This window comes from Brevibacillus sp. TJ4 (assembly GCF_044627595.2).
Classification (GTDB): domain Bacteria; phylum Bacillota; class Bacilli; order Brevibacillales; family Brevibacillaceae; genus Brevibacillus.
Map to the genome: position 1 here is coordinate 3,922,763 of NZ_CP185865.1, position 18,602 is coordinate 3,941,364.

An 18,602-nucleotide genomic window follows, 5' to 3' on the forward strand; every position below is an offset into this window, starting at 1 on the left:
ACGTGCGATCCCTCTCTCCTGTATTGCCGTCTCGCCCCGGTGCCCGGTCAGGAGCGTACGGTACGCATCGACGCGCCTTGCTTTTTGTTATGCCGCTGCTGTCCGAAGAGGACGCCTCCGATCCCGGCCACAAACGTCGGGACGCCTGCCGTGACGAGGATCAGCGCCCAATCGCGCAGGTTCAGATCGGTCGTCTTGAAGATGGGTTGCAGCGCATCCATGTAGACTACGCCGAGGACCATGATCAGGGAGGAGATCACTGCCCAGACGAGGTACTTGTTTTCAAAGATGTTGCGGTGGAACACGCTGTACTGGCTGCGGCAGTCAAAGACATGGATCAACTGCGCCATTACCAATGTGACGAAAGCGACCGTCTGCGCATGGACGAGATCGTCCGGGTTTTCCCGCAGCGTCAGCCAGAATGCGAGCAAGGTCATCGCGCCAATCAAAAAGCCGCGGCTGATGATCTTCCAGCCCAGTCCCCTGCTGAAAATGTTTTCGTTCTTGTTGCGCGGCCGCTGATACATCGTGTCTTTTTCTGCCGGGTCCACTCCCAGCGCCATCGCCGGCAGTCCGTCCGTCACCAGGTTGACCCACAAAATCTGGATCGGCACCAGCGGCAGAGGCAGGCCGAGCAGCATGGCAAAGAACATCACGAGAATTTCGCCGACGTTGGAAGCCAGCAGATAACGGATAAACTTGCGGATATTATCGTAAATATTGCGCCCTTCCTCGACAGCGGCGACGATGGTGGCAAAGTTGTCGTCGCGCAGCACCAGGTCCGCCGCTTCCTTGGTCACGTCCGTCCCGGTAATGCCCATGGCAATCCCGATGTCAGACGTCTTGATCGCCGGGGCATCGTTCACGCCGTCTCCTGTCATCGCTACCACATGGCCTCTGCTTTGCAGGGCGCGGACGATGCGCAGCTTGTGCTCCGGCGAGACGCGGGCGTATACGTTGATGCGGTCGACGTACTCGGCGAGCTGTTCGTCTGTCAGCTTATCCAGCTCACGCCCCTCCAGCACTTCCCCGTAGCCGCGGGTCATTCCGATCTGCCGCGCGATCGCCTCCGCCGTCACCTTGTGATCGCCCGTTATCATCACTGTCTTGATTCCTGCCTGATGGCACAGCCCTATCGCCGAACGCACCTCATCGCGCGGGGGATCAATCATTCCCGCCAGACCGACAAAAACGAGATTGCTCTCCATCACGCCAATTGGCTGGCCGGGACGATAGCCTTGCAGATTGCGGTAGGCAAAGGCGAGTACGCGTAGCGCACGGGAAGCCATCGTTTCCGTCTGTTCCAGCACGCGGTGGCGAATGGAGGCTGTCAGCGGCTGCAGCTCGCCCTTCCACAAAATGTGGCTGCAACGGGCCAGCACCGCTTCCGCCGCTCCCTTTGTCAACAGTGCGTAGCTGCCGTCGCTTCCCTTTTCCACGACCGACATCATTTTTCGCTCGGAATCAAAAGGAAATTCTTCGACGCGGTCAGCCGCCTGTCCGTTTCTTCCCTTTTCGCCCAGAATCGCCTTGCCTTTTGCCGCCAGTACCTTGAGCGCACCTTCCGTCGGGTCGCCCACGATGTTCCATACACGCGTCGTTTTGCCCAATCCCAGCAGCTTGCGCGCAGTTTGCTCCTCGCTGGTGAGACGGGCATTGTTGCAGCGGTCGGCAATGCGCAAGATTTGGTTGAGCGCGCCGTCGCGACCGGGTGAAACCGTTTTTCCCTGCAAGGTAAAGGAACCCTCCGGCTCGTAGCCGTTGCCGCTGACCTCGTAGGTCGTATCGCTGTGCCATACATGGGTGACAGTCATTTTGTTCTGGGTCAGCGTGCCGGTTTTGTCAGAACAAATGACGGAAGCGCAGCCCAGCGTCTCAACCGAGGGCAGCTTGCGGACGATCGCATTGCGCCGAATCATCCGCTGCACACCGAGAGCCAGCGCGACAGTGACGATGGCAGGCAGCCCTTCGGGGATCGCCGCTACAGCCAGGCTGACCCCGGCGAGGAACATCGTAAACAGCTCATGGCCGTGCCATACCCCGGCGACGATGACGACGATCGTCAGCAGCAGCGCGACGATGACGAGCAGCTTGCCCATTTGCTCCAGGCGAATTTGCAGAGGTGTCTCCGCCTCCTGAGCCGTGTTCATCATGTGGGCTATTTTGCCGATCTCCGTGTTCATCCCCGTCCCGACGACGATGCCGCTGCCAGTGCCGCCCGTGACCATCGTTCCCATGAAGCCGAGGTTTTTCTGGTCGCCCAAAGGCAGGTCCGAATCGACTGACGCGTAGTCCAGACGAACCGTCGTCTTGCTGACGGGGACGGATTCACCGGTCAGTGCCGATTCCTCTATCTCCAGACGGTTGGAAGTCAGCAGCCTCAGGTCGGCAGGCACCCGGTCGCCTGCTTCGAGCAATACGACATCGCCCGGAACGAGACGGGAAGCCGGGATCATGGCAATCTCTCCGTCCCGCACCACTCTCGCCATCGGCGAAGCCAGTTCCTTGAGCGCCTGCAGTGAACGCTCCGCCCGTGATTCCTGGATAAAGCCCAATACCCCGTTGATGATGATGATGGCGATAATCGTGATCGCATCCAGGTACTCCCCGAGAAAATACGAAATCAACGTGGCGACGAACAAGATCAAGACCATAAAATCCTTGAACTGATCGAGAAAGAGCGTATAAAGAGGCTTTTTCTTGCTTTCAGCCAACCTGTTGGCCCCGATAGCAGCCAGCCTCCGCTCTGCCTCCCGCTGCGTCAGCCCCTGTGTCGCGTCACTTTGAAGGACTTTGGTCACATCGGCTGACGCCAGCGTGTACCATTTCCGAATTGGCTGTGAATCCACCTGCATCTCCTCCATCCAGAGCTTCTCAACTCATTTCATGTCTATGCAGACGAGCCAGAAAATAAAACAACCCGTCCCGCAAAGAGGACAGGTTCGCCCATTTTATTGCAAACTTTTGGCTACTCCGATGCAGATCAACAAAATCGGCGGCAGCCAGGTCAGCTTCGCCAGCCATGCATTGTTGCCGACGCGGCTGCCCAGCGCAAGGCCGATGCGCAGCAGCAAGGAACTCATGGCGGCGATGCACAAGGAGACGAGCAGGGGTGGATACCCCAAAAAGGTCAAACTGATTCCTGCTCCAAACGCATCCAACGACAGTGCAAGCCCCAGCATGACAGCCTCCCAACCCATGATGTGCCCGGATCGGTCCGCGTCAGCCTGGGACGGGTCCCGCAATATCTGAATGATTAGCCCGAACACGCGAAACTGCGACAATACGGCGCTTGCTTGCTCGGGATTTGCGCCTGCTTCCTCAGCAGTCCGTACATCCGGACTGCCTTCGCTCGACGACGGTTTGGCGACAAACAACCGCCAAAGCGTAAACAGGCCCATGCCGATCAGTACAGCGGCACCGATCAATTGGCCGAGCTCGGGCGTCAGCCACATCGTAAGCGAGGAGCCAGCCAGCATAACACCATAGACGACAGTAAACGAGCAGGCAGATACGACGACGAGAGAGAAAAACGGCATTCTCATTTTCCGCAAACCATACGTCAGGCCGACGCTGACACTGTCCATGCTGATGGCCAGGGAAACGAGCAGGAGTGATAGCCATCCGCTCATTATGTGGTCACCTCTTTCCCGTTGCCTACTAGGTATACGCGGATGGCCCATCCAACGTGCATACAGAAAACGGAACAGAGGCTACGTTTTAGGTGCAGACTTCGAACTTTGCGTACAAAAAAGCCATCCGCTCGCTGTCTTGCAAGCAAGCGGATGGCCGTACCTTTTCTCCTCAATCAAAACTCGTCAAAACCGTCGAAGTCGTCAAATCCCATATCCATTTCTTCATCTGCGGAAAGAGCTTCATCCCCCGCCATTTCCTCGCCAAATCCGGACATCATCTCATTGAGCAGCATGCCCCCGAGAAAACCGGCTGCCATACCGCCGATCAAACCGCCCATCCCGGAACGGGCATGACCGCCTGCTCCCTGGTTGTACGCTGCCATCGACGCATACGGGATCGCTTGCGGATTGTTGGCGTACTCGCGGATTTTATCCAGCAAAAAGCGGGACAGCGCCTCTTCCTGTCCGGCAGCGAGCAGCTCCTGCGGGACGATGATTTCGGCCTTGTACTCCTTGTCACGCCCCAACTGAGCGCCAACCAGGTCAAGCTCGACCAGCATCCGCAATTCTTCCGGTCCTGCAAAGAATATCGCAGACAGCTCTTTCAACGGCAGTCCCACATCGCTACCCGGGAAAAACGAAAATTCCTGTCCGTACTGTGTCAGTTTGCCCGAATCCGGCTTCTGGCGAAAATCGCTGCGCTCCAATGCTTGCAGCACGCGCTCCACCGGTTCGGGAGGAAGAATCACGACCAGGTCCATATCGGTCGGGTCAACCGCCATTTCCACATCCAGCTTGGTTTGCAAGTTATACGAAACAGAAGGAGCGGTAACGGCCAATCCCGCCGGAACCTGGAACGAAAAGGGGATTTCCTGAACAGCAGGATTTGGCTGGACAGTGAAGTTGCTTTTCACCGGATACGTCTCCACCGTCTTGATCACTTCCTTGCCTCTCAGCGAGACTTTCATCAGCAATGCGACCTTCAGATCGACGATGCGCTGCTCGACATTCCCGCCTTCAATCCGGATTACCCCTGTCATCGTCTCACCCAGGCGATAGCCCTGGCCATCCAAACGAAGATCAATCTTGGCAGCTCCCACGCCAAACTTTGCCATTAGCTTTTTGAACATCCCTTTATCCTCCTCATACAAATCAGCTTTCGCTTATATGTGTATTGTACCAAAGAGGTTCTCCGGGTGCGAGCGGCTATTCCGCTGTCAGACGTGGAGTTCTACCGCGACTTCCTCACCGAAGGCAAACTGATCGCGAATATCGCAGACCGCTTCCCATTCTTCCCCGCCGACCTGAATCGAGTAGAGCAGCTCCCGTCCTTGAAACTGTACGTGCTTCACCCGCCCGCGGATCGCTTCTGTTCCGTCCTGCCACGCTCGCAGTTTGACCTGATCGGGCCGTACCGGCAGCACGTTTTCCTGGTAAAAGGGCGAATAGTCGTGCGCCACACGGATGCCGGGAATGTCCTGCCCTTCCATGATAAACGTCTCCCTGTCCGACCATTTTCCTTTGACAAAGTTGGCACGACCTACGAATTTGGCGACAAAGCTCGACTGCGGAGAGTAGTAAATCTCCTGCGGCGTACCTGCCTGTTCGACTTTGCCGCCGCGCATGACGACGATTTTATCCGCCATCGCAAGCGCTTCCGACTGGTCGTGCGTGACGTAGACGATGGAGGTCCCGAGCTCCCGGTGAATATGCTGGATCTCTTTGCGCATCTGCATGCGCAGCTCGGCGTCCAGGCTGCTCAGCGGCTCATCCATCAAAAGCAGCGAGGGATCGAATACAATCGCTCTCGCCAGGGCGACGCGCTGCTTTTGCCCGCCTGACAACTGGCTGGGGTACCGTTCTTCCATCCCGCCCAGGCCGACCATGTCCAATATTTTCGCCACCCGCTCGCGGGGGTTTTGGCGGTAGGCATCCGGTACATCCTGCTGATGGCGCAGCGGAAAAGCGACATTCTCATAGACGGTCATGTGCGGCCAGAGCGCGAATGACTGGAACACCATGCCGATCCGCCGCTGCTCCGGCGGCTTGCGGTACGACCCGTCTGCGACCCGCTCGTGGTTGATCCAGATTTCTCCGCTCGTCGGCGATTCGAATCCGGCCAACAGACGCAGCAGCGTCGTTTTCCCGCATCCGCTCGGCCCCAAAAGAGCGACGAATTCCCCGTCGCCAATCTGCAAGTCAATGCTATGAAGGGCTGTAACCTCGCCAAATTTCTTTGATACTCCTGTTACGACAGCGTTGTTCATCCTTCTACCCTCCGTTGCCAGTATCGTTTCAACAGACCGCCTGCAGCCAGCAGCACCAGGATCGCCGTCACAATCACCGTAGACAGCGCGGTGCTGTGTGTCGTATAGCCCGCCCGCTCAAAGCCGAAAATGATTACCCCGATCGTCTCCGAACCGGATGACCAGAGCAGGGACGAAATCGTCAACTCGGTAAACGCAGTCAAAAAGACGAGCAGCAAACCGGTCAGCATCCCCGGCGCAAACAGCGGCAGCAGGACGCGCCGCCATCTCGTCCACACCCGTCCTCCGTTGATGCGAGCCGCTTCCTCGACTTCCTTGCCGACCTGCATGATCGATACCGTACTGCTTTTCACCTGCAAGATCAGAAAGCGGGTCACGTACGCGATCAAAATCAGCCAGATCGTGCCGTATACGCCCGGCTGCCAGCCAGGAATCGGTTCGATCCAGGTCAAAATCATCGCCAGACCGAGTACCATTCCCGGCAAGGCGTACGGAAGCGACACCGCGCTTTCCATCGTTTTTCCGACCAGCGAGGGACGCTGAATCCGCCAGTACGCAAACAACGTACCGATGACCATGGAGATGATGCCGCACAAACTGGCCAGCAGCAGACTGTTGAAGATGGCGTCGCGTGTGCCTGCGTGATCGTGCAGGACAAAGAGAAAATGCTTCCAGGTCAAGTTTTCAGCGATAAACGGCAATCCGTACGCTTTGATAAACGCAGTCGAAGCCATCGAGAGCAGAGGCAGCAGACTCGTCGCCAAGAGGAAAAACCATACCGCTCCCTCGACGATCACGCGGCGTTTCCCCAGCGAGCTGCGAACCGATCGATCTTCCGCGCTCGTCTGATCCACACGGCTTTTGCGCAGTAAAAGCCACTGCAGTCCTGTCCCCAAAAGCGCAATCGCGCCTAGCAAAATGGAGAGTACGGAAGCACGGGCAAAAGCGGTGGGACCAAAGCCGATGACCTGCTCGTAAATTAATGTGCTCAATACAGAAATATTCTCCGGTATTCCCAAAAAGGCAGGAATTCCGAAGTTGTCCAATCCCGAGATAAACGCGAGCAATCCGCCTCCGGCAATCCCCGGCAAGGCGAGCGGCAATGTCACCTGACGGAAAACCGTCCAGGAGCTTGCTCCGGAAGAGCGGGCAGCCCATTCCAGTTCCTTGGGTATCCGGTAGAGCACAGAGAGCGTCAGCATGTAGACGAGCGGATAGTGGGTCAATCCCATCACGACGATAATCCCGTCCAGCCCGTACACATTCCACAGCTCGACCTGCGTTCCCGCCAGCCAGCTAGCCAGCCGGTTCAGCAAGCCTGCCGGGCCTGCCATCTGCGTCCAGGCCAGCGTCATGACGTAGGAAGGGATCAACAGCGGCAGCAAGGCGAACAGATGAATGACCGCCTTGCCGCGAATATCGGTATACGCACACAGCCAGGCCAGAACGACTCCGATCAGCAAGGCAATCCCGGTGGAGACACCTGCTGCGACAAATGTGTGTTGAACCGCGGTCCACGTCCGGGGATTCGCAAAGACTTCCGCAAAGGTGCCCAATCCCCATCCGGCATCGGTCTTGAGGCTAAGCAGGAGCAGCTTCCACAGAGGATAGACAAAAAAGAAGGCGACCAGCACCAGGATGATCCATAGTGTCGCCTTTTCAAGTGAAAGGGGAGCGGCGAATTTCCGCCGCTTCCCCGTTTGCTGTTCGGTTACTGCCGTTTGCCAGTTACTCGCCACCCAGCATCTCTCCAAATTTCTTTTTATCCTCTTCCCGCGACGCTTCCAATTCATTCGTATCGGCAGACAGCACCTTGATCTGATCCAGTGCTTTCAGGCCGTTCGGTGCCGGAACGCCTTCGCGAATCGGCGTGTAGCCCAGGCTGGCTGCGAGCTTTTGCCCTTCTTCAGACAGTACGAAGTCGACAAATGCCTTGGCAGCTTCCGGATTCGCAGAATCTTTCAAAATCCCGACCGGTTCGGTAATGACCGGTACGCCTTCCTTCGGGTAGATCAGATCGACCGGGGAGCCGTCTTTTTTGGCGTTGGCTACCAGATAATCGACGACGATCCCGTAATCCTTTTCTCCGCCGGCAACACTTTTCAGCACCGCTCCATTACCTTGGGTCACCATGACCTGATTGGCCTTCAGCTTCTCAAAAAACTCCCAGCCAAAATCGCTTTGACGCGTCAGCACACCGACGTTGTATGCCGCAGCACCCGAGTAGAGCGGGCTTGGCATAATCGTTTTGCCTGCCGTCTCGGCGCTCGTCAGTACCTGCCAGCTATCCGGCAGTGTCGTGACCTTGCTCGTATTGACTGCCAATACTGTCGCCATCACCTTTGTACCCGTGTAGGCACCGTCCGGATCTTTCAGGTCTGCGGGAATCCCTTCGGCTTCCGGAGATTTGTAGGAGAGCAAGAGATCCTGTTTTTTGAGCGAGGCAAATGTAGGGGCGTCAGCGACCAACAGCAAGTCTGCTTTTACCTGTCCTGCCTGAGCCTCTGCCTGCAATCTGCTGATGACTTCCTCGGTACCGGAGCGGAACAGATCCACCTTTACATCCGGATATTGTTTCGTAAAGGCTTCAATCAATGCCGCGGCATCCGCATCGGGCTGTGAGGTGTAGAAAGTCAGTGTTCCTTCTACTTTTGGAGCTTCCGGTTGCGCCTCGGCAGCACCGCTTGCAGCTGGCGTGCTGGCAGGAGCCGGCGTTTGGTTTTGAGGCGAGGATACAGGTGCCGAACCGCAAGCTGCCAGTCCGATAGCCGATACAGCGGCCAGTAGAGAGATTGTCCATTTTTTCAAGGTAACGCGCTTCATGTTCCATTCCTCCCAAATTTGCGATTTGCGAAAAGCAACTTCCCTCTTGTTTGGATCAGTTTGCGAACCATTTCGCCATCTTCGTTTTCATCGCAGTATTCGTCATGTTCAATTGAAGCGGCGTAATCGTGACATATCCGTCGCGCAGCTTGTAATAGTCTGATTCCTCGTCATCGAAGTACAGCTCGCTGAGATTGTCGGACAACCAGTAGCACAAATACCCCTGCGGGTCGTTCAGCCCGACGTACTGGTAGCGCAGTACATCCATTGCCAGAGGCGTGACTGCTACCCCTTTCACCATTTCTTTGGACAGGTACGGCAGATTGATGTTGAGGACAGTATCTGCGCTGAGCTTGTGCCGGAACAGCGTCTCAAACACGTCATAGGCGAGCTGCTCCATCAGTGAAAAGGACGCGTTCGGCTTCAGCGTGGCCAGCGAGACTGCGATCGAAGGAATTTGGTACATGGCCCCTTCGATGGCGGCAGAGATCGTGCCCGAGTAGAAGACATCTCTGCCCAGATTCGGACCGCGGTTGATCCCTGAAACGATAACGTCCGGTTTTTCTTTGAGGATGACCTCGATCGCCATTTTGACGCAGTCGGCCGGTGTACCGTTGACTGCCCATGCCTCCAGCGAGGTGTCGAAAAAATTCACCTTGTTTGCCTTCACGGGAGATTTCAAGGTTATCGCGTGGCTGATCGCACTTCGTTCCTGGTCAGGGCAGACGATCGACACCTTTCCGAACGGCAGCAAGGCTTGTGCCAGGCACAGCACGCCGTTGGAAAAGATACCGTCGTCATTTGTGATGAGAATATTCAAGGCAAAAATTCCTCCTGTCAAAATGAGACACAATGATTGCACTGTTGCAGATACGACACGTTTGCTTTCAGCAGCCCCAGATCGCGGGATTCATCCAGTCCCTCTACGACAATCGGCTTTTCCGCTTGCCAGAGCAGCGGCCATATCCGCTCCAGATCGATGTTGCCCGTACCCAATGGCAGATGCAGCTTGGATGATGTGGCATCGCTCACGTGGATTTTGTCAATGCCGTCCAGTTGTTTGTAAAACTCTGCAAGCGATGTCGTGAGCGGCACATGCGCAATATCAAAGGTAGCAGTCGTCGGATAGTCCAGCGCCGCACGCAGGCGATTCAGCTCCACGGGCGTGACGACCATCTCCTTGGGCAGCGGCTCGATATGCTCGATGGATAAGGCAAGCCCCCGATCCACTGCTTCTTTCGCCAGGATGTTCAGACTCTCGATCAAAATCGGTTCATGCCATCCGCGATGACGCTGCGACAAGGTGACCCGCCCCGGGTGGATCGTGACGCTGCCAGCCCCAATCTCTCCCGCCAGCTCCAATGAACGGATCACTTCCTGAATCGATTGCTGGCGAATCCCCCGGTTGAGCGAGCACAGATTCAAATCCCAGCTCGCTGCATGCAGGGTCAGCTTCAGTCCGGACTGTTTGGCCGCAGCGCGTATGTTGCCCGCGTCGCTTTGGTGAAACCAGACATGCTCGGCCCATACCTCCATTCCGCCAAACCCGTATTGGCGGGCGATCGGCAACGCATCCTCCACCGGATAAGCCCACATCAGTGTCGAGGAAACATACAGCACGTCCACCACTCCTTTACTTCGGCTGGGATGGGCACGCTTCCCACGGGATGGGGGTTGCGGGAATGGTGTCCGTGAAAGTCACTGCCTCCGGAGCGAAGCAGACTGTGCCTTTTGGCTTCTCGTTCCCAATAGGCCATCTGCGCAAAAGAATGGCGGGAGTAATACACTTCGATCCCGTCGATTCCATAGGAAAGCAGGTTGTCCAAAGGCACCTGATCGGGATAAATGCCGGGGTGGGCGAGAATCGCGATCCCTCCTGCCTCATGCGTACATTCGATGGCATCACGTGCGGTGAACGCCGGTCTTGGCACGTAAGCCGGGCGATTTTTGCGCAAATACATCTCAAAGGCAGCCTGTGACGTGGAGGCATGGCCCCGCTCCACCAATGCTTCCGCTACGTGGGTGCGGACGAGCACACTTCCTCGCGCCTTGGCCTGACATTCTGCTACCGTGACCTCCATCCCCAGCCGGTTGCAGGCTTCGACGATCTCCGCGATCCATTCCAGTCTCTCCTGCCTCCGTCTGTCCATCACATGCAGCAAGTGCGGGTCGGAAATATCGATGCCGTACCCAAGGATGTGCAGTTCGCCATCCGGTCCGTCGGTATTCCACTCAATTCCGGGAATGAGCGCGATCCCCATCTGCCTGGCTTCCTCGCGCGCCTGCAGGTAACCGTCAACTGTATCATGGTCGGTGATTGCCAGGTGGCGCACACCACGTTGCTTTGCTTCCATCAACAGCTCACGGGGAGACATGTTTCCATCCGAGGCTGTGGTGTGCACATGCAGATCCATCATGTTCCATCCCCCGTTTTTCATTTCGCCATGCTCTTCGTTTGTCTGCTCCCATTGTAGGACTGTTTGGTTAACACCATATGAAGGGCAAAGTAAGGTTTGATAAAAGCCAGGGCCTGGTATAAATGCGTTTTTCCCCGATTCGATTCGCGTTTTATTAAGAACGCGTAAACAATTTACGAAATATTTACGAAATGCGCACAAAAAAGGCGCTGACCCGCTTGTCATGGCGGGCCAGCGCCTTTTCCTCTTTTTTACATTAGACTACGTCGTATCCTTGCTCTTCGATCGCTTCCCGGATCGCATCGAGCGACAGGCTGCTCTCGTCGTAGCTGACTTCAACCGTTTTCGCGGAGAGGTCGACCTTACCGGTTGCGCCCAGCTCCTTCAGTGTTTTTTCAATCGTGCTTACGCAGTGGTTGCAGGACATGCCTTCTACAGTCAATGTTTTTGTTTGCATCGAATATGCTCCTCCTTTTGTCTTTGCATCGATTGTCTGCCATTACGGCCTTGCCCGTTGCAGGCGCAGGGCATTCAACACGACGGATACCGAACTGAACGCCATCGCCGCTCCAGCCAGCCACGGTGCGAGAAAGCCCATCGCCGCCACCGGGATGCCCAACGTGTTGTAGGCAAAGGCCCAGAACAGGTTTTGCTTGATGTTGCGGATCGTCTTGCGGCTCATCACGATAGCGTCGGCGACACTGGTCAAATCACCGCGCATCAGGGTGATGTCGGCTGCCTCCATCGCTACGTCGGCACCGGTGCCAATCGCCATGCCGATGTCGGCCGTCGCCAGGGCGGGCGCGTCGTTGATGCCGTCGCCGACCATTGCTACCTTTTTTCCTTGCTGCTGCAGCTTTTTCACTTCGGCGGCTTTTCCCTCTGGCAGCACTTCGGCAATCACCTGGTCGATTCCTGCCTCGCGGGCGATCGCTTCCGCCGTCTGCCGGTTGTCGCCCGTCATCATAACGACGTTTAGTCCCATCGCTTTGAGACGACCCACAGCTTGGGCAGAAGTCGGCTTGATCGTGTCGGCTACAGCCACCATGCCCGCCAGTCTGCCGTCGATGGCGACGAGCATCGCTGTTTTCCCTGCCTGCTCCAGAGCGAGCATGGTATCTGCGATCTGACGATAAGACACCTGCTCCTGCTCGAGCAGACGCCGCGTCCCGACCAGCACCTCTTTGCCTGCGACAACAGCGCGAATACCGTAACCGGGTATCGCCGCGAAGCCGGTCGGCTCTGCCGATACGTCAATTCCCTTGTCTGCGATGCCTTGTACCAGCGCCTGGGCCAACGGGTGCTCGGAGTGTTTTTCAGCAGCTCCGACGAGCGCCAGCATCTCCCTCTCGTCTCCCTCGACTGCGACGACATCGGTCAAGGTTGGCTCACCTTTGGTAACAGTACCGGTTTTGTCGAGAACAATCGTGTCGACTTGATGCGCTGTTTCCAGATGCTCGCCGCCTTTGAACAGAACGCCGAATTCCGCAGCCCGCCCGGAGCCAGCCATGATCGAAGTTGGCGTCGCCAGACCAAGCGCACATGGGCAGGCGATGACCAGTACCGCTATCGCCTTTTCCAGCGCTTGCGCGAAATCTCCCGGCAAGACGAACAAATACCAGATGGCAAAGGTAAGAATGGCGATGCCGACGACGATCGGCACAAAGATCCCGGAGATGTTGTCGGCCAGACGCTGGATCGGCGCCTTGGAACCTTGCGCCTCTTCGACGACGCGGATGATCTGCGCCAGCGCAGTGTCCTTGCCCACCTTGGTCGCCTCGATCTTCAACACCCCATGCTTGTTGATCGTCGCCCCGATCACGGCATCGCCAGCTTGCTTGTCGACCGGAATGCTCTCCCCGGTCAGCATCGACTCATCGACGGAAGACTGCCCTTCCAGCACCACACCGTCGACCGGCAGCTTTTCTCCGGGCTTTACATGCAGCACATCTCCCGGTCGCACCTCTTCCACCGGAATCGTCAGCTCCGCTCCGTCGCGAATGACAGTCGCCGTCTTGGCTTGCAAGCCCATCAGTTTGCGAATTGCCTCCGACGACCTGCCCTTGGCTTTCGCCTCAAACAGTTTGCCCAGCAAAATCAGCGTAATCAATACGGCACTCGTCTCGAAGTACAGCTCCACCATGTGGGCGTGCGAGCCGATCGACGCAATCGTCAGGTACACGCTGTAAAAGTAGGCTGCCGACGTTCCCAGCGCGACCAGGACGTCCATATTGGCGCTTTTGTTGCGCAATGCCTTGTACGCCCCGACGTAAAAGGAAGCGCCGACGACGAACTGGACAGGTGTAGCAAGAGCGAGCTGCACCCACGGATTCATCAGCAACTCTGGCAGCCATATAAATGAAGTGAAAGAAAAATGGCTGACCATCGCCCAAAGCAGCGGCAAGGAAAACAGCGCGGAAATGAGGAATTTGCGTTGCTGCTTGCGTATCTCCTCTGCCCGGCGGTCCCGTTCGGATTCGCCCGCTTCCTCCTCCTTGCGCACCGCGTGATACCCCAGCTTCTCCACCTGGCGCAGCAAATCAGCGACGCCGATCTGTGAAGCATCGTATTCGACCGTCCCCGTCTCCAAGGCCAGGTTTACATGGGCTTTCAGCACGCCCGGCAGACGGTTTAGCCCCTTTTCGATTCGTGCCGAGCAGGCCGCGCACGTCATTCCTGAGATCGACAGTTCCACCTTGTCGCCCTTCACAGCGTACCCGAGGGCTTCGATTTTTCCGCGGATAGCATCGATGTCGACTTTCGACGGGTCATAGGAAACCGTCGATTTTTCCAGGGCCAGATTCACGCTGGCTGACTCTATCCCCTCCATCCTGCCCAAACCTTTTTCGATCCGCAGGGCGCAAGCGGCACACGTCATTCCGGAAACGGGCAGCGTGGCCTCTTTTGTCTTCCCGCTCATGGATCACTCCCCCTAAAATACCCTCGTGGGGTATATAATTCCGTATAGTCTTCCCTTTTGACTGATCTGTTATGACACTCTCATCATACAATACCCCCTAGGGGTATAGCAAGACATTTTTGAAAACCCGTGACAATTCCGGCCAGATTCCTTTACAATGACAGAATCTTTGTCAGATGGGAGCGATCCGGTTTTGGTCAAACTGCTGTTTTTCTTTCTCATGGGCTCCATCGCTATGGTAGTTCGTTTTTTCATTCTGGGAAAATTCGAGTGGGAACAACTTCTGTCTTTGCTCTTGTTCCCGGTTGGCTCGCTTATCGTCTGGTTGATTCATAGACGGATGCTGCGACGTGATGAACAATACCAGCCACCACAAGCAGCACACCATTGGAGTACGCGGATCGGGGAGCGGTCTTCGACGGGCAAGAAGCTGCTTTACAAGGATGCGCACAAAATCGGAGTATATCGTCGCTTCTACCAGCATTGGTGGCAATATTGGGTAAACGGTATTGTGGAAGGCGACGGGAAGTGGTACATGAACCTTTCCTTTGAATTGGCAGGCGGCGAAACCGTACGCTTTGTCGAGCAAAAGAAGCAAAAAAGGCTGGCCATGAACGAAAACTGGCTGATTGAGCGCAACGGTCAGGTGATCGGACACGCAAAGACGGACTACTCCTTCCAAAATGCCGTCAAACTGCAAGAAGGCCTCATCCTGGAGATCAACGACACGCCGTACTACTTTCGATCGTTCGGGATCGGTTCGCACACCGACGTTCTCCTCGGCGATCAGGTCATTGCGTCAGGCAGGCGTTCCGACCTCATCCAGCCTCACTATCAATTCAAAGTAGAGAACGGATTTGAGGAGCTGGAACCCGTATTGGCGATGACCTATATTTTGTTTCAATATGTTCACAGACAGTAATAAAGAAGCGCGACCATGCGAGAAGCGATTGAACTGCATGGATTGCGCTCTTTTTTTGGTGCTCTTCTATTTTGTTCCACTGTTTTTAATCGTCGCATGAACGACCAGGCGCCCCAGATTCGAATTCAGGCTGTAATCGCAAGTAGATAGCGTCACTATCTGGTCAATGTCAGCCAGATCCGTATCCACCTGATAGATCGATCTCCCTGCGATCTCCTCCACAAATGAGCGGTACTCCTGATCGCTTGCAAAATCGGTCTTGATATAATCGAAATCGACCGTTGTCACGTAGACGGAAAATACCTCCACGTCATACCGGTCGTACTTCGTCTCAAAGGAAAAGGTCCGATGAGTCTGGTAAAAGTCCTCGTCGAGGTATTCTCCCAGACTCCCAAACATCGAGCCGTCTTTCATTCGATGCCCGTACAAGATCATGTTGCGGTTGTCTTGCCCCGGATCATTGCGAAAATCCATGAAAATACTGCCCGACCTCGATGGGACACGCCTGTAGTTGTGCGACAAATAGAATGAATTGTCTTCTGCCTGGACGACCGGATAGTTGATGGGCGTATCGGCAATCTCCACCCATCCGACAATGTCGGGGTTTTGCTCAAGCAAGGAATGGAACCGGGAACGGACAGAAGGCTCGCGCTCATCCCAGCCGCTGGCAATTGGAACTTCTTCACTTGCCATGTTCTCCCCGCTGCTTTCGTACATATGCTGAGCTTCTGCCAGCACCGCCTGATCGCGATACGAGCCGAAGAAAATGCCGGCAAGTTCACAGGCGGAGTACAGCATCAGGGTCATCATCGCGATGGTGATGACATGCTGCCGAACCTGGGAAACACCCATCTCTTTCACATCCTAGCCTTAAATTCTCTATGAAATCCCGACAGGCACAATGTACAAACCTGTGTCCTCATCGCGCTTGACGATGACATCGACACCGTAAATTTCTTTGATCGTCGCCGCTGTAATCGCCTCATTCGGTTCGCCTTCCAGCACGACTTCGCCATTTTTCATCGCGATAATCCGGTCGCTGTAGCGAATCGCCTGGTTCATGTCGTGCAATACCATGACGATCGTCAGGCCATGTTCTTCGTTGAGCTGTTTGATCAAGTCCAAAATCTCAAGCTGGTAGTACATGTCGAGAAAGGTGGTCGGTTCGTCCAAAAACAGAAACGGCGTATTTTGCGCGATCGCCATTGCAATCCACGCACGCTGCCTCTCCCCGCCCGAGAGCTGGTCGATGGGCACTCGGCGCTTTGCCTGGAGGTTCGTGCTTGTCAGTGCCCACTCAATCGCCCGCTCGTCTTCTTCCCGATTTTGTGCAAACATGCTTTTATGCGGAAAGCGCCCAAAGCTGACCAGCTTTTCCACGGTAATATCTGCGGCAGTTTCGTTATTTTGATGCACGACTGCGACTTTTTTGGCGAATTCCTTCGGTGTGAATTGGCTGATTTGTTTGCCGTCCACCAGCACATGACCGTGGCGCGGGCTGTAATTGTTCGAGATTACCCCCAGAAGTGTAGACTTGCCGCATCCGTTCGGCCCGATGATCGTCGTAATTTTTCCAGACTCAATCCGGCTGCTCACCTTCTTTACGTGGTCGCGCTTGTTGTCGTACGAGAACGTGATTTCTTTAATTTCCATATACACGATCACTCTTTCTCAACAAGAAGATCAAAAACGGTCCGCCAATAATGCTCATCAAAATGGAAGCGGGAATTTCATTCGGAGCGAGAATCGTCCTTCCGAGCGTATCGGCTGCCAGAAGAAGCAGCGCTCCTGAAACCGCCGAAAACGGAATCAGCAGCTTGTGGTCCGTACCGATGAGCTGCCGGGCGATATGTGGGATGAGCAGCCCGATAAAAGCGATGACACCCGCGATCGCCGTAGCTACCGCAGCCAGCAGAACCGCAACAGCAGAGATGAGCAGGCGTGCCCTGGTAATCGGAAAGCCGAGATTTTTCGCCGTTTTCTCCTGCAAGACAGAAAAGTTGCACCAGCCGTACAAAAGCAGAGCGAGAACAAGACCGACCGATCCGTACAGGACCATTACTTCGACATCTGCCCATTTTTTCATGGACAAGGTGGAGGTCGTAGCCAGATTGACGCTCGCCGCCGCATAACTGCCGCGATAATTGAACGACTGGCTCAACCCGCTGAAGACCGCATTGATCGCTACCCCGACCAGAATCATACGGACAGGGCTGAGACCTTGTTTCCACGAAAACAGATAGACCAGAAAACAGGCGAGTGCACCGCCTGCAAATGCAAATAGCGGCATCCAGAAAAACAGCGTTGGGAAGAAGGAAACAGCCAGCAAGGAAAGAAACCCGGCCCCGGACGAAATCCCGAGTACACTGGCGTCGGCCAGCGGATTTCTCATTACTGCCTGCAAAAGCACCCCGGAGACAGCCAGTGCTGCTCCGGCAAAAAGCGCGATGATGATGCGCGGAAAACGCAGGTCCTTGATAACCTCAACCTGTTCATTCGTTCCCGAAAAGATGCCGAGGACCAATTCGGTGATCGTTACCTGAATACTGCCACTCGTCGCAGAAAAGCCGATCACGGCGAGCAGCAGAGCGATGACAACGAGAAACATTGCAATTTTTTTATTCATCGTTAACTTCCTTTACGGATATAGCATCTTTACGACTTCGTCCAACGCCTCCAGTGCAGCGAGATTACCGGTTGTCCCGAACAGCCGCTCCTCGAGGTCGTAGACGCGATTTTGCTTGACCGCCTTAAAATGCTTCCATATATCATTCGTTTTGAATTCTTCATCAAACATCTTGACTACTTCCTCGGGCATCCCGTGCGCCGCACGCAAAATAATATCGGGATTGGCTTGCTGCAAGTATTCGGTATTGGAGGCAAGGTACTCTACTTTCTCGCCCTGGACGATATTCGTTCCGCCGGCGAGTTTCACGAGATTGCCGATGTAGGAGTTTTCCGTCGCGACCAGGTAGCTGCCGGGCACCCCCATGAGGATCAGCACCGTAGGCGATTCTTTGCCCTCGATTTTTTGGGCGATCTCTGTTTTTTTCTCTTCCAGCTGCGCCACGATGTCTTTGGCCCGCTCCTCCTGTCCGAATTTTTGCCCCAGCTGCATGATCGCATCCTGCATGTTGGGCAGGCTTTCCAGATTGACAAAGGTCGCTTCCACACCTGCACTGTCAAATTTGGGCGCCAAATCGTACTCCAGGGTCGTGACAGACAATACGTCAGTTGCTTTGAGCGATACGATCTTTTCCATGTCCGGACTCATCGGATTGCCCACCTCTGGCACCCCGTCATACCGCTCGGGCAATACTTTATAGCTCGTCGGAATACCGACCAGCTCCACTCCGAGGGCATCCATGATTTCGGTCAGTGCCACCGTCGTCGCCACTATCCGATATTCGGCTTGTTGTTGTGCTTGCGGTTGTGGCTGGGGTTCATCGGCTGGCTGCGGCAATGCAGGGATGGAAGCGCCGGACGAGCAACCCATGATCGCAAACAGCAACAGACTCATCATGGCTACAGGCATGAACTTGTTCATCTGTGTCGTTACCCCCTCTCTTCATGTACATGCGTAAAACAGACCTTGATGCGCCCGTGACAGGCGCATCA

General features: G+C 55.5%; 16 protein-coding genes. 1 reads left to right on the forward strand and 15 read right to left on the reverse strand.

The window, feature by feature from the left end:
* Positions 1-47: 47 nt before the first annotated feature.
* From ACAF76_RS19320 to ACAF76_RS19370, 11 genes are all read right to left on the reverse strand, one after another.
* Positions 48-2,849 carry a calcium-translocating P-type ATPase, SERCA-type gene (locus tag ACAF76_RS19320; protein WP_421617267.1) on the reverse strand — a complete coding sequence of 934 codons (2,802 nt, stop codon included), beginning with the start codon at positions 2,847-2,849 and terminating at the stop codon, positions 48-50.
* Positions 2,850-2,951: 102 nt separating this feature from the next.
* Complete coding sequence (ytaF, locus tag ACAF76_RS19325) at positions 2,952-3,632, reverse strand: sporulation membrane protein YtaF (RefSeq protein ID WP_421617268.1); 681 nt, start codon at positions 3,630-3,632, stop codon at positions 2,952-2,954.
* A gap of 176 nt (positions 3,633-3,808) precedes the next feature.
* Positions 3,809-4,765 (reverse strand): sporulation protein, encoded by a 957-nt coding sequence (locus tag ACAF76_RS19330; protein ID WP_421617269.1) that lies wholly within the window; start codon positions 4,763-4,765, stop codon positions 3,809-3,811.
* An 87-nt stretch (positions 4,766-4,852) separates the two neighbouring features.
* Positions 4,853-5,902, reverse strand: coding sequence for an ABC transporter ATP-binding protein (locus ACAF76_RS19335; RefSeq protein ID WP_421617270.1), 1,050 nt, complete (start codon positions 5,900-5,902; stop codon positions 4,853-4,855).
* Positions 5,899-7,641 carry an ABC transporter permease gene (locus tag ACAF76_RS19340; RefSeq protein WP_421617271.1) on the reverse strand — a complete coding sequence of 581 codons (1,743 nt, stop codon included), beginning with the start codon at positions 7,639-7,641 and terminating at the stop codon, positions 5,899-5,901. The genes ACAF76_RS19335 and ACAF76_RS19340 overlap by 4 nt, the downstream gene beginning before the upstream one ends.
* The gene (locus ACAF76_RS19345) at positions 7,631-8,725 is read right to left on the reverse strand and encodes an extracellular solute-binding protein (protein WP_421617272.1); all 1,095 of its coding nucleotides are present in this window, start codon (positions 8,723-8,725) and stop codon (positions 7,631-7,633) included. The genes ACAF76_RS19340 and ACAF76_RS19345 overlap by 11 nt, the downstream gene beginning before the upstream one ends.
* Positions 8,726-8,780: 55 nt before the next feature.
* The gene (gene surE / locus ACAF76_RS19350; RefSeq protein ID WP_421617273.1) at positions 8,781-9,545 is read right to left on the reverse strand and encodes a 5'/3'-nucleotidase SurE; all 765 of its coding nucleotides are present in this window, start codon (positions 9,543-9,545) and stop codon (positions 8,781-8,783) included.
* A 17-nt stretch (positions 9,546-9,562) separates the two neighbouring features.
* The gene (locus tag ACAF76_RS19355; RefSeq protein WP_421617274.1) at positions 9,563-10,345 is read right to left on the reverse strand and encodes a sugar phosphate isomerase/epimerase family protein; all 783 of its coding nucleotides are present in this window, start codon (positions 10,343-10,345) and stop codon (positions 9,563-9,565) included.
* Complete coding sequence (locus ACAF76_RS19360) at positions 10,321-11,142, reverse strand: PHP domain-containing protein (protein WP_421617275.1); 822 nt, start codon at positions 11,140-11,142, stop codon at positions 10,321-10,323. The genes ACAF76_RS19355 and ACAF76_RS19360 overlap by 25 nt, the downstream gene beginning before the upstream one ends.
* Positions 11,143-11,398: 256 nt before the next feature.
* On the reverse strand, positions 11,399-11,599 hold the full coding sequence (locus tag ACAF76_RS19365) for a copper ion binding protein (protein ID WP_421617276.1): 201 nt from the start codon (positions 11,597-11,599) through the stop codon (positions 11,399-11,401).
* Between the two features lie 42 nt (positions 11,600-11,641).
* Positions 11,642-14,062 carry a heavy metal translocating P-type ATPase gene (locus ACAF76_RS19370; RefSeq protein ID WP_421617277.1) on the reverse strand — a complete coding sequence of 807 codons (2,421 nt, stop codon included), beginning with the start codon at positions 14,060-14,062 and terminating at the stop codon, positions 11,642-11,644.
* Between the two features lie 193 nt (positions 14,063-14,255).
* On the opposite strand from ACAF76_RS19370, the gene ACAF76_RS19375 reads away from it, so the two are divergent.
* Entirely contained in the window at positions 14,256-14,984 is a 729-nt protein-coding gene (locus tag ACAF76_RS19375) for a hypothetical protein (protein WP_421617278.1), read from the forward strand.
* Positions 14,985-15,050: 66 nt separating this feature from the next.
* Here ACAF76_RS19375 and srtB read toward each other — a convergent pair whose 3' ends face one another.
* Genes srtB through isdE form a run of 4 tightly spaced genes read right to left on the reverse strand, consistent with a single transcriptional unit; the run spans position 15,051 to position 18,531 of the window.
* Positions 15,051-15,836, reverse strand: a complete 786-nt coding sequence (gene srtB / locus ACAF76_RS19380) for a class B sortase (RefSeq protein WP_421617279.1) — start codon at positions 15,834-15,836, stop codon at positions 15,051-15,053.
* A gap of 27 nt (positions 15,837-15,863) precedes the next feature.
* Positions 15,864-16,637: an ABC transporter ATP-binding protein gene (locus ACAF76_RS19385; RefSeq protein WP_421617280.1), complete on the reverse strand. Its 774-nt coding sequence runs from the start codon at positions 16,635-16,637 to the stop codon at positions 15,864-15,866.
* On the reverse strand, positions 16,627-17,610 hold the full coding sequence (locus tag ACAF76_RS19390; RefSeq protein ID WP_421617281.1) for a FecCD family ABC transporter permease: 984 nt from the start codon (positions 17,608-17,610) through the stop codon (positions 16,627-16,629). The genes ACAF76_RS19385 and ACAF76_RS19390 overlap by 11 nt, the downstream gene beginning before the upstream one ends.
* A 12-nt stretch (positions 17,611-17,622) precedes the next feature.
* Entirely contained in the window at positions 17,623-18,531 is a 909-nt protein-coding gene (gene isdE / locus ACAF76_RS19395; protein ID WP_421617282.1) for a heme ABC transporter substrate-binding protein IsdE, read from the reverse strand.
* Positions 18,532-18,602: the final 71 nt, after the last annotated feature.

Excerpts from the sequence above, each read along its gene's own strand:
- ACAF76_RS19360 (WP_421617275.1), bottom strand. The coding sequence starts at position 11,142 with ATGATGGATCTGCATGTGCACACCACAGCCTCGGATGGAAACATGTCT.
- ACAF76_RS19330 (WP_421617269.1), bottom strand. The coding sequence starts at position 4,765 with ATGTTCAAAAAGCTAATGGCAAAGTTTGGCGTGGGAGCTGCCAAGATT.
- ACAF76_RS19385 (WP_421617280.1), bottom strand. The coding sequence starts at position 16,637 with ATGGAAATTAAAGAAATCACGTTCTCGTACGACAACAAGCGCGACCAC.
- ACAF76_RS19335 (WP_421617270.1), bottom strand. The coding sequence starts at position 5,902 with ATGAACAACGCTGTCGTAACAGGAGTATCAAAGAAATTTGGCGAGGTT.
- ACAF76_RS19365 (WP_421617276.1), bottom strand. The coding sequence starts at position 11,599 with ATGCAAACAAAAACATTGACTGTAGAAGGCATGTCCTGCAACCACTGC.
- ACAF76_RS19390 (WP_421617281.1), bottom strand. The coding sequence starts at position 17,610 with ATGAATAAAAAAATTGCAATGTTTCTCGTTGTCATCGCTCTGCTGCTC.
- isdE (WP_421617282.1), bottom strand. The coding sequence starts at position 18,531 with ATGAACAAGTTCATGCCTGTAGCCATGATGAGTCTGTTGCTGTTTGCG.
- ACAF76_RS19345 (WP_421617272.1), bottom strand. The coding sequence starts at position 8,725 with ATGAAGCGCGTTACCTTGAAAAAATGGACAATCTCTCTACTGGCCGCT.
- ACAF76_RS19370 (WP_421617277.1), bottom strand. The coding sequence starts at position 14,062 with ATGAGCGGGAAGACAAAAGAGGCCACGCTGCCCGTTTCCGGAATGACG.
- srtB (WP_421617279.1), bottom strand. The coding sequence starts at position 15,836 with ATGGGTGTTTCCCAGGTTCGGCAGCATGTCATCACCATCGCGATGATG.
- ytaF (WP_421617268.1), bottom strand. The coding sequence starts at position 3,632 with ATGAGCGGATGGCTATCACTCCTGCTCGTTTCCCTGGCCATCAGCATG.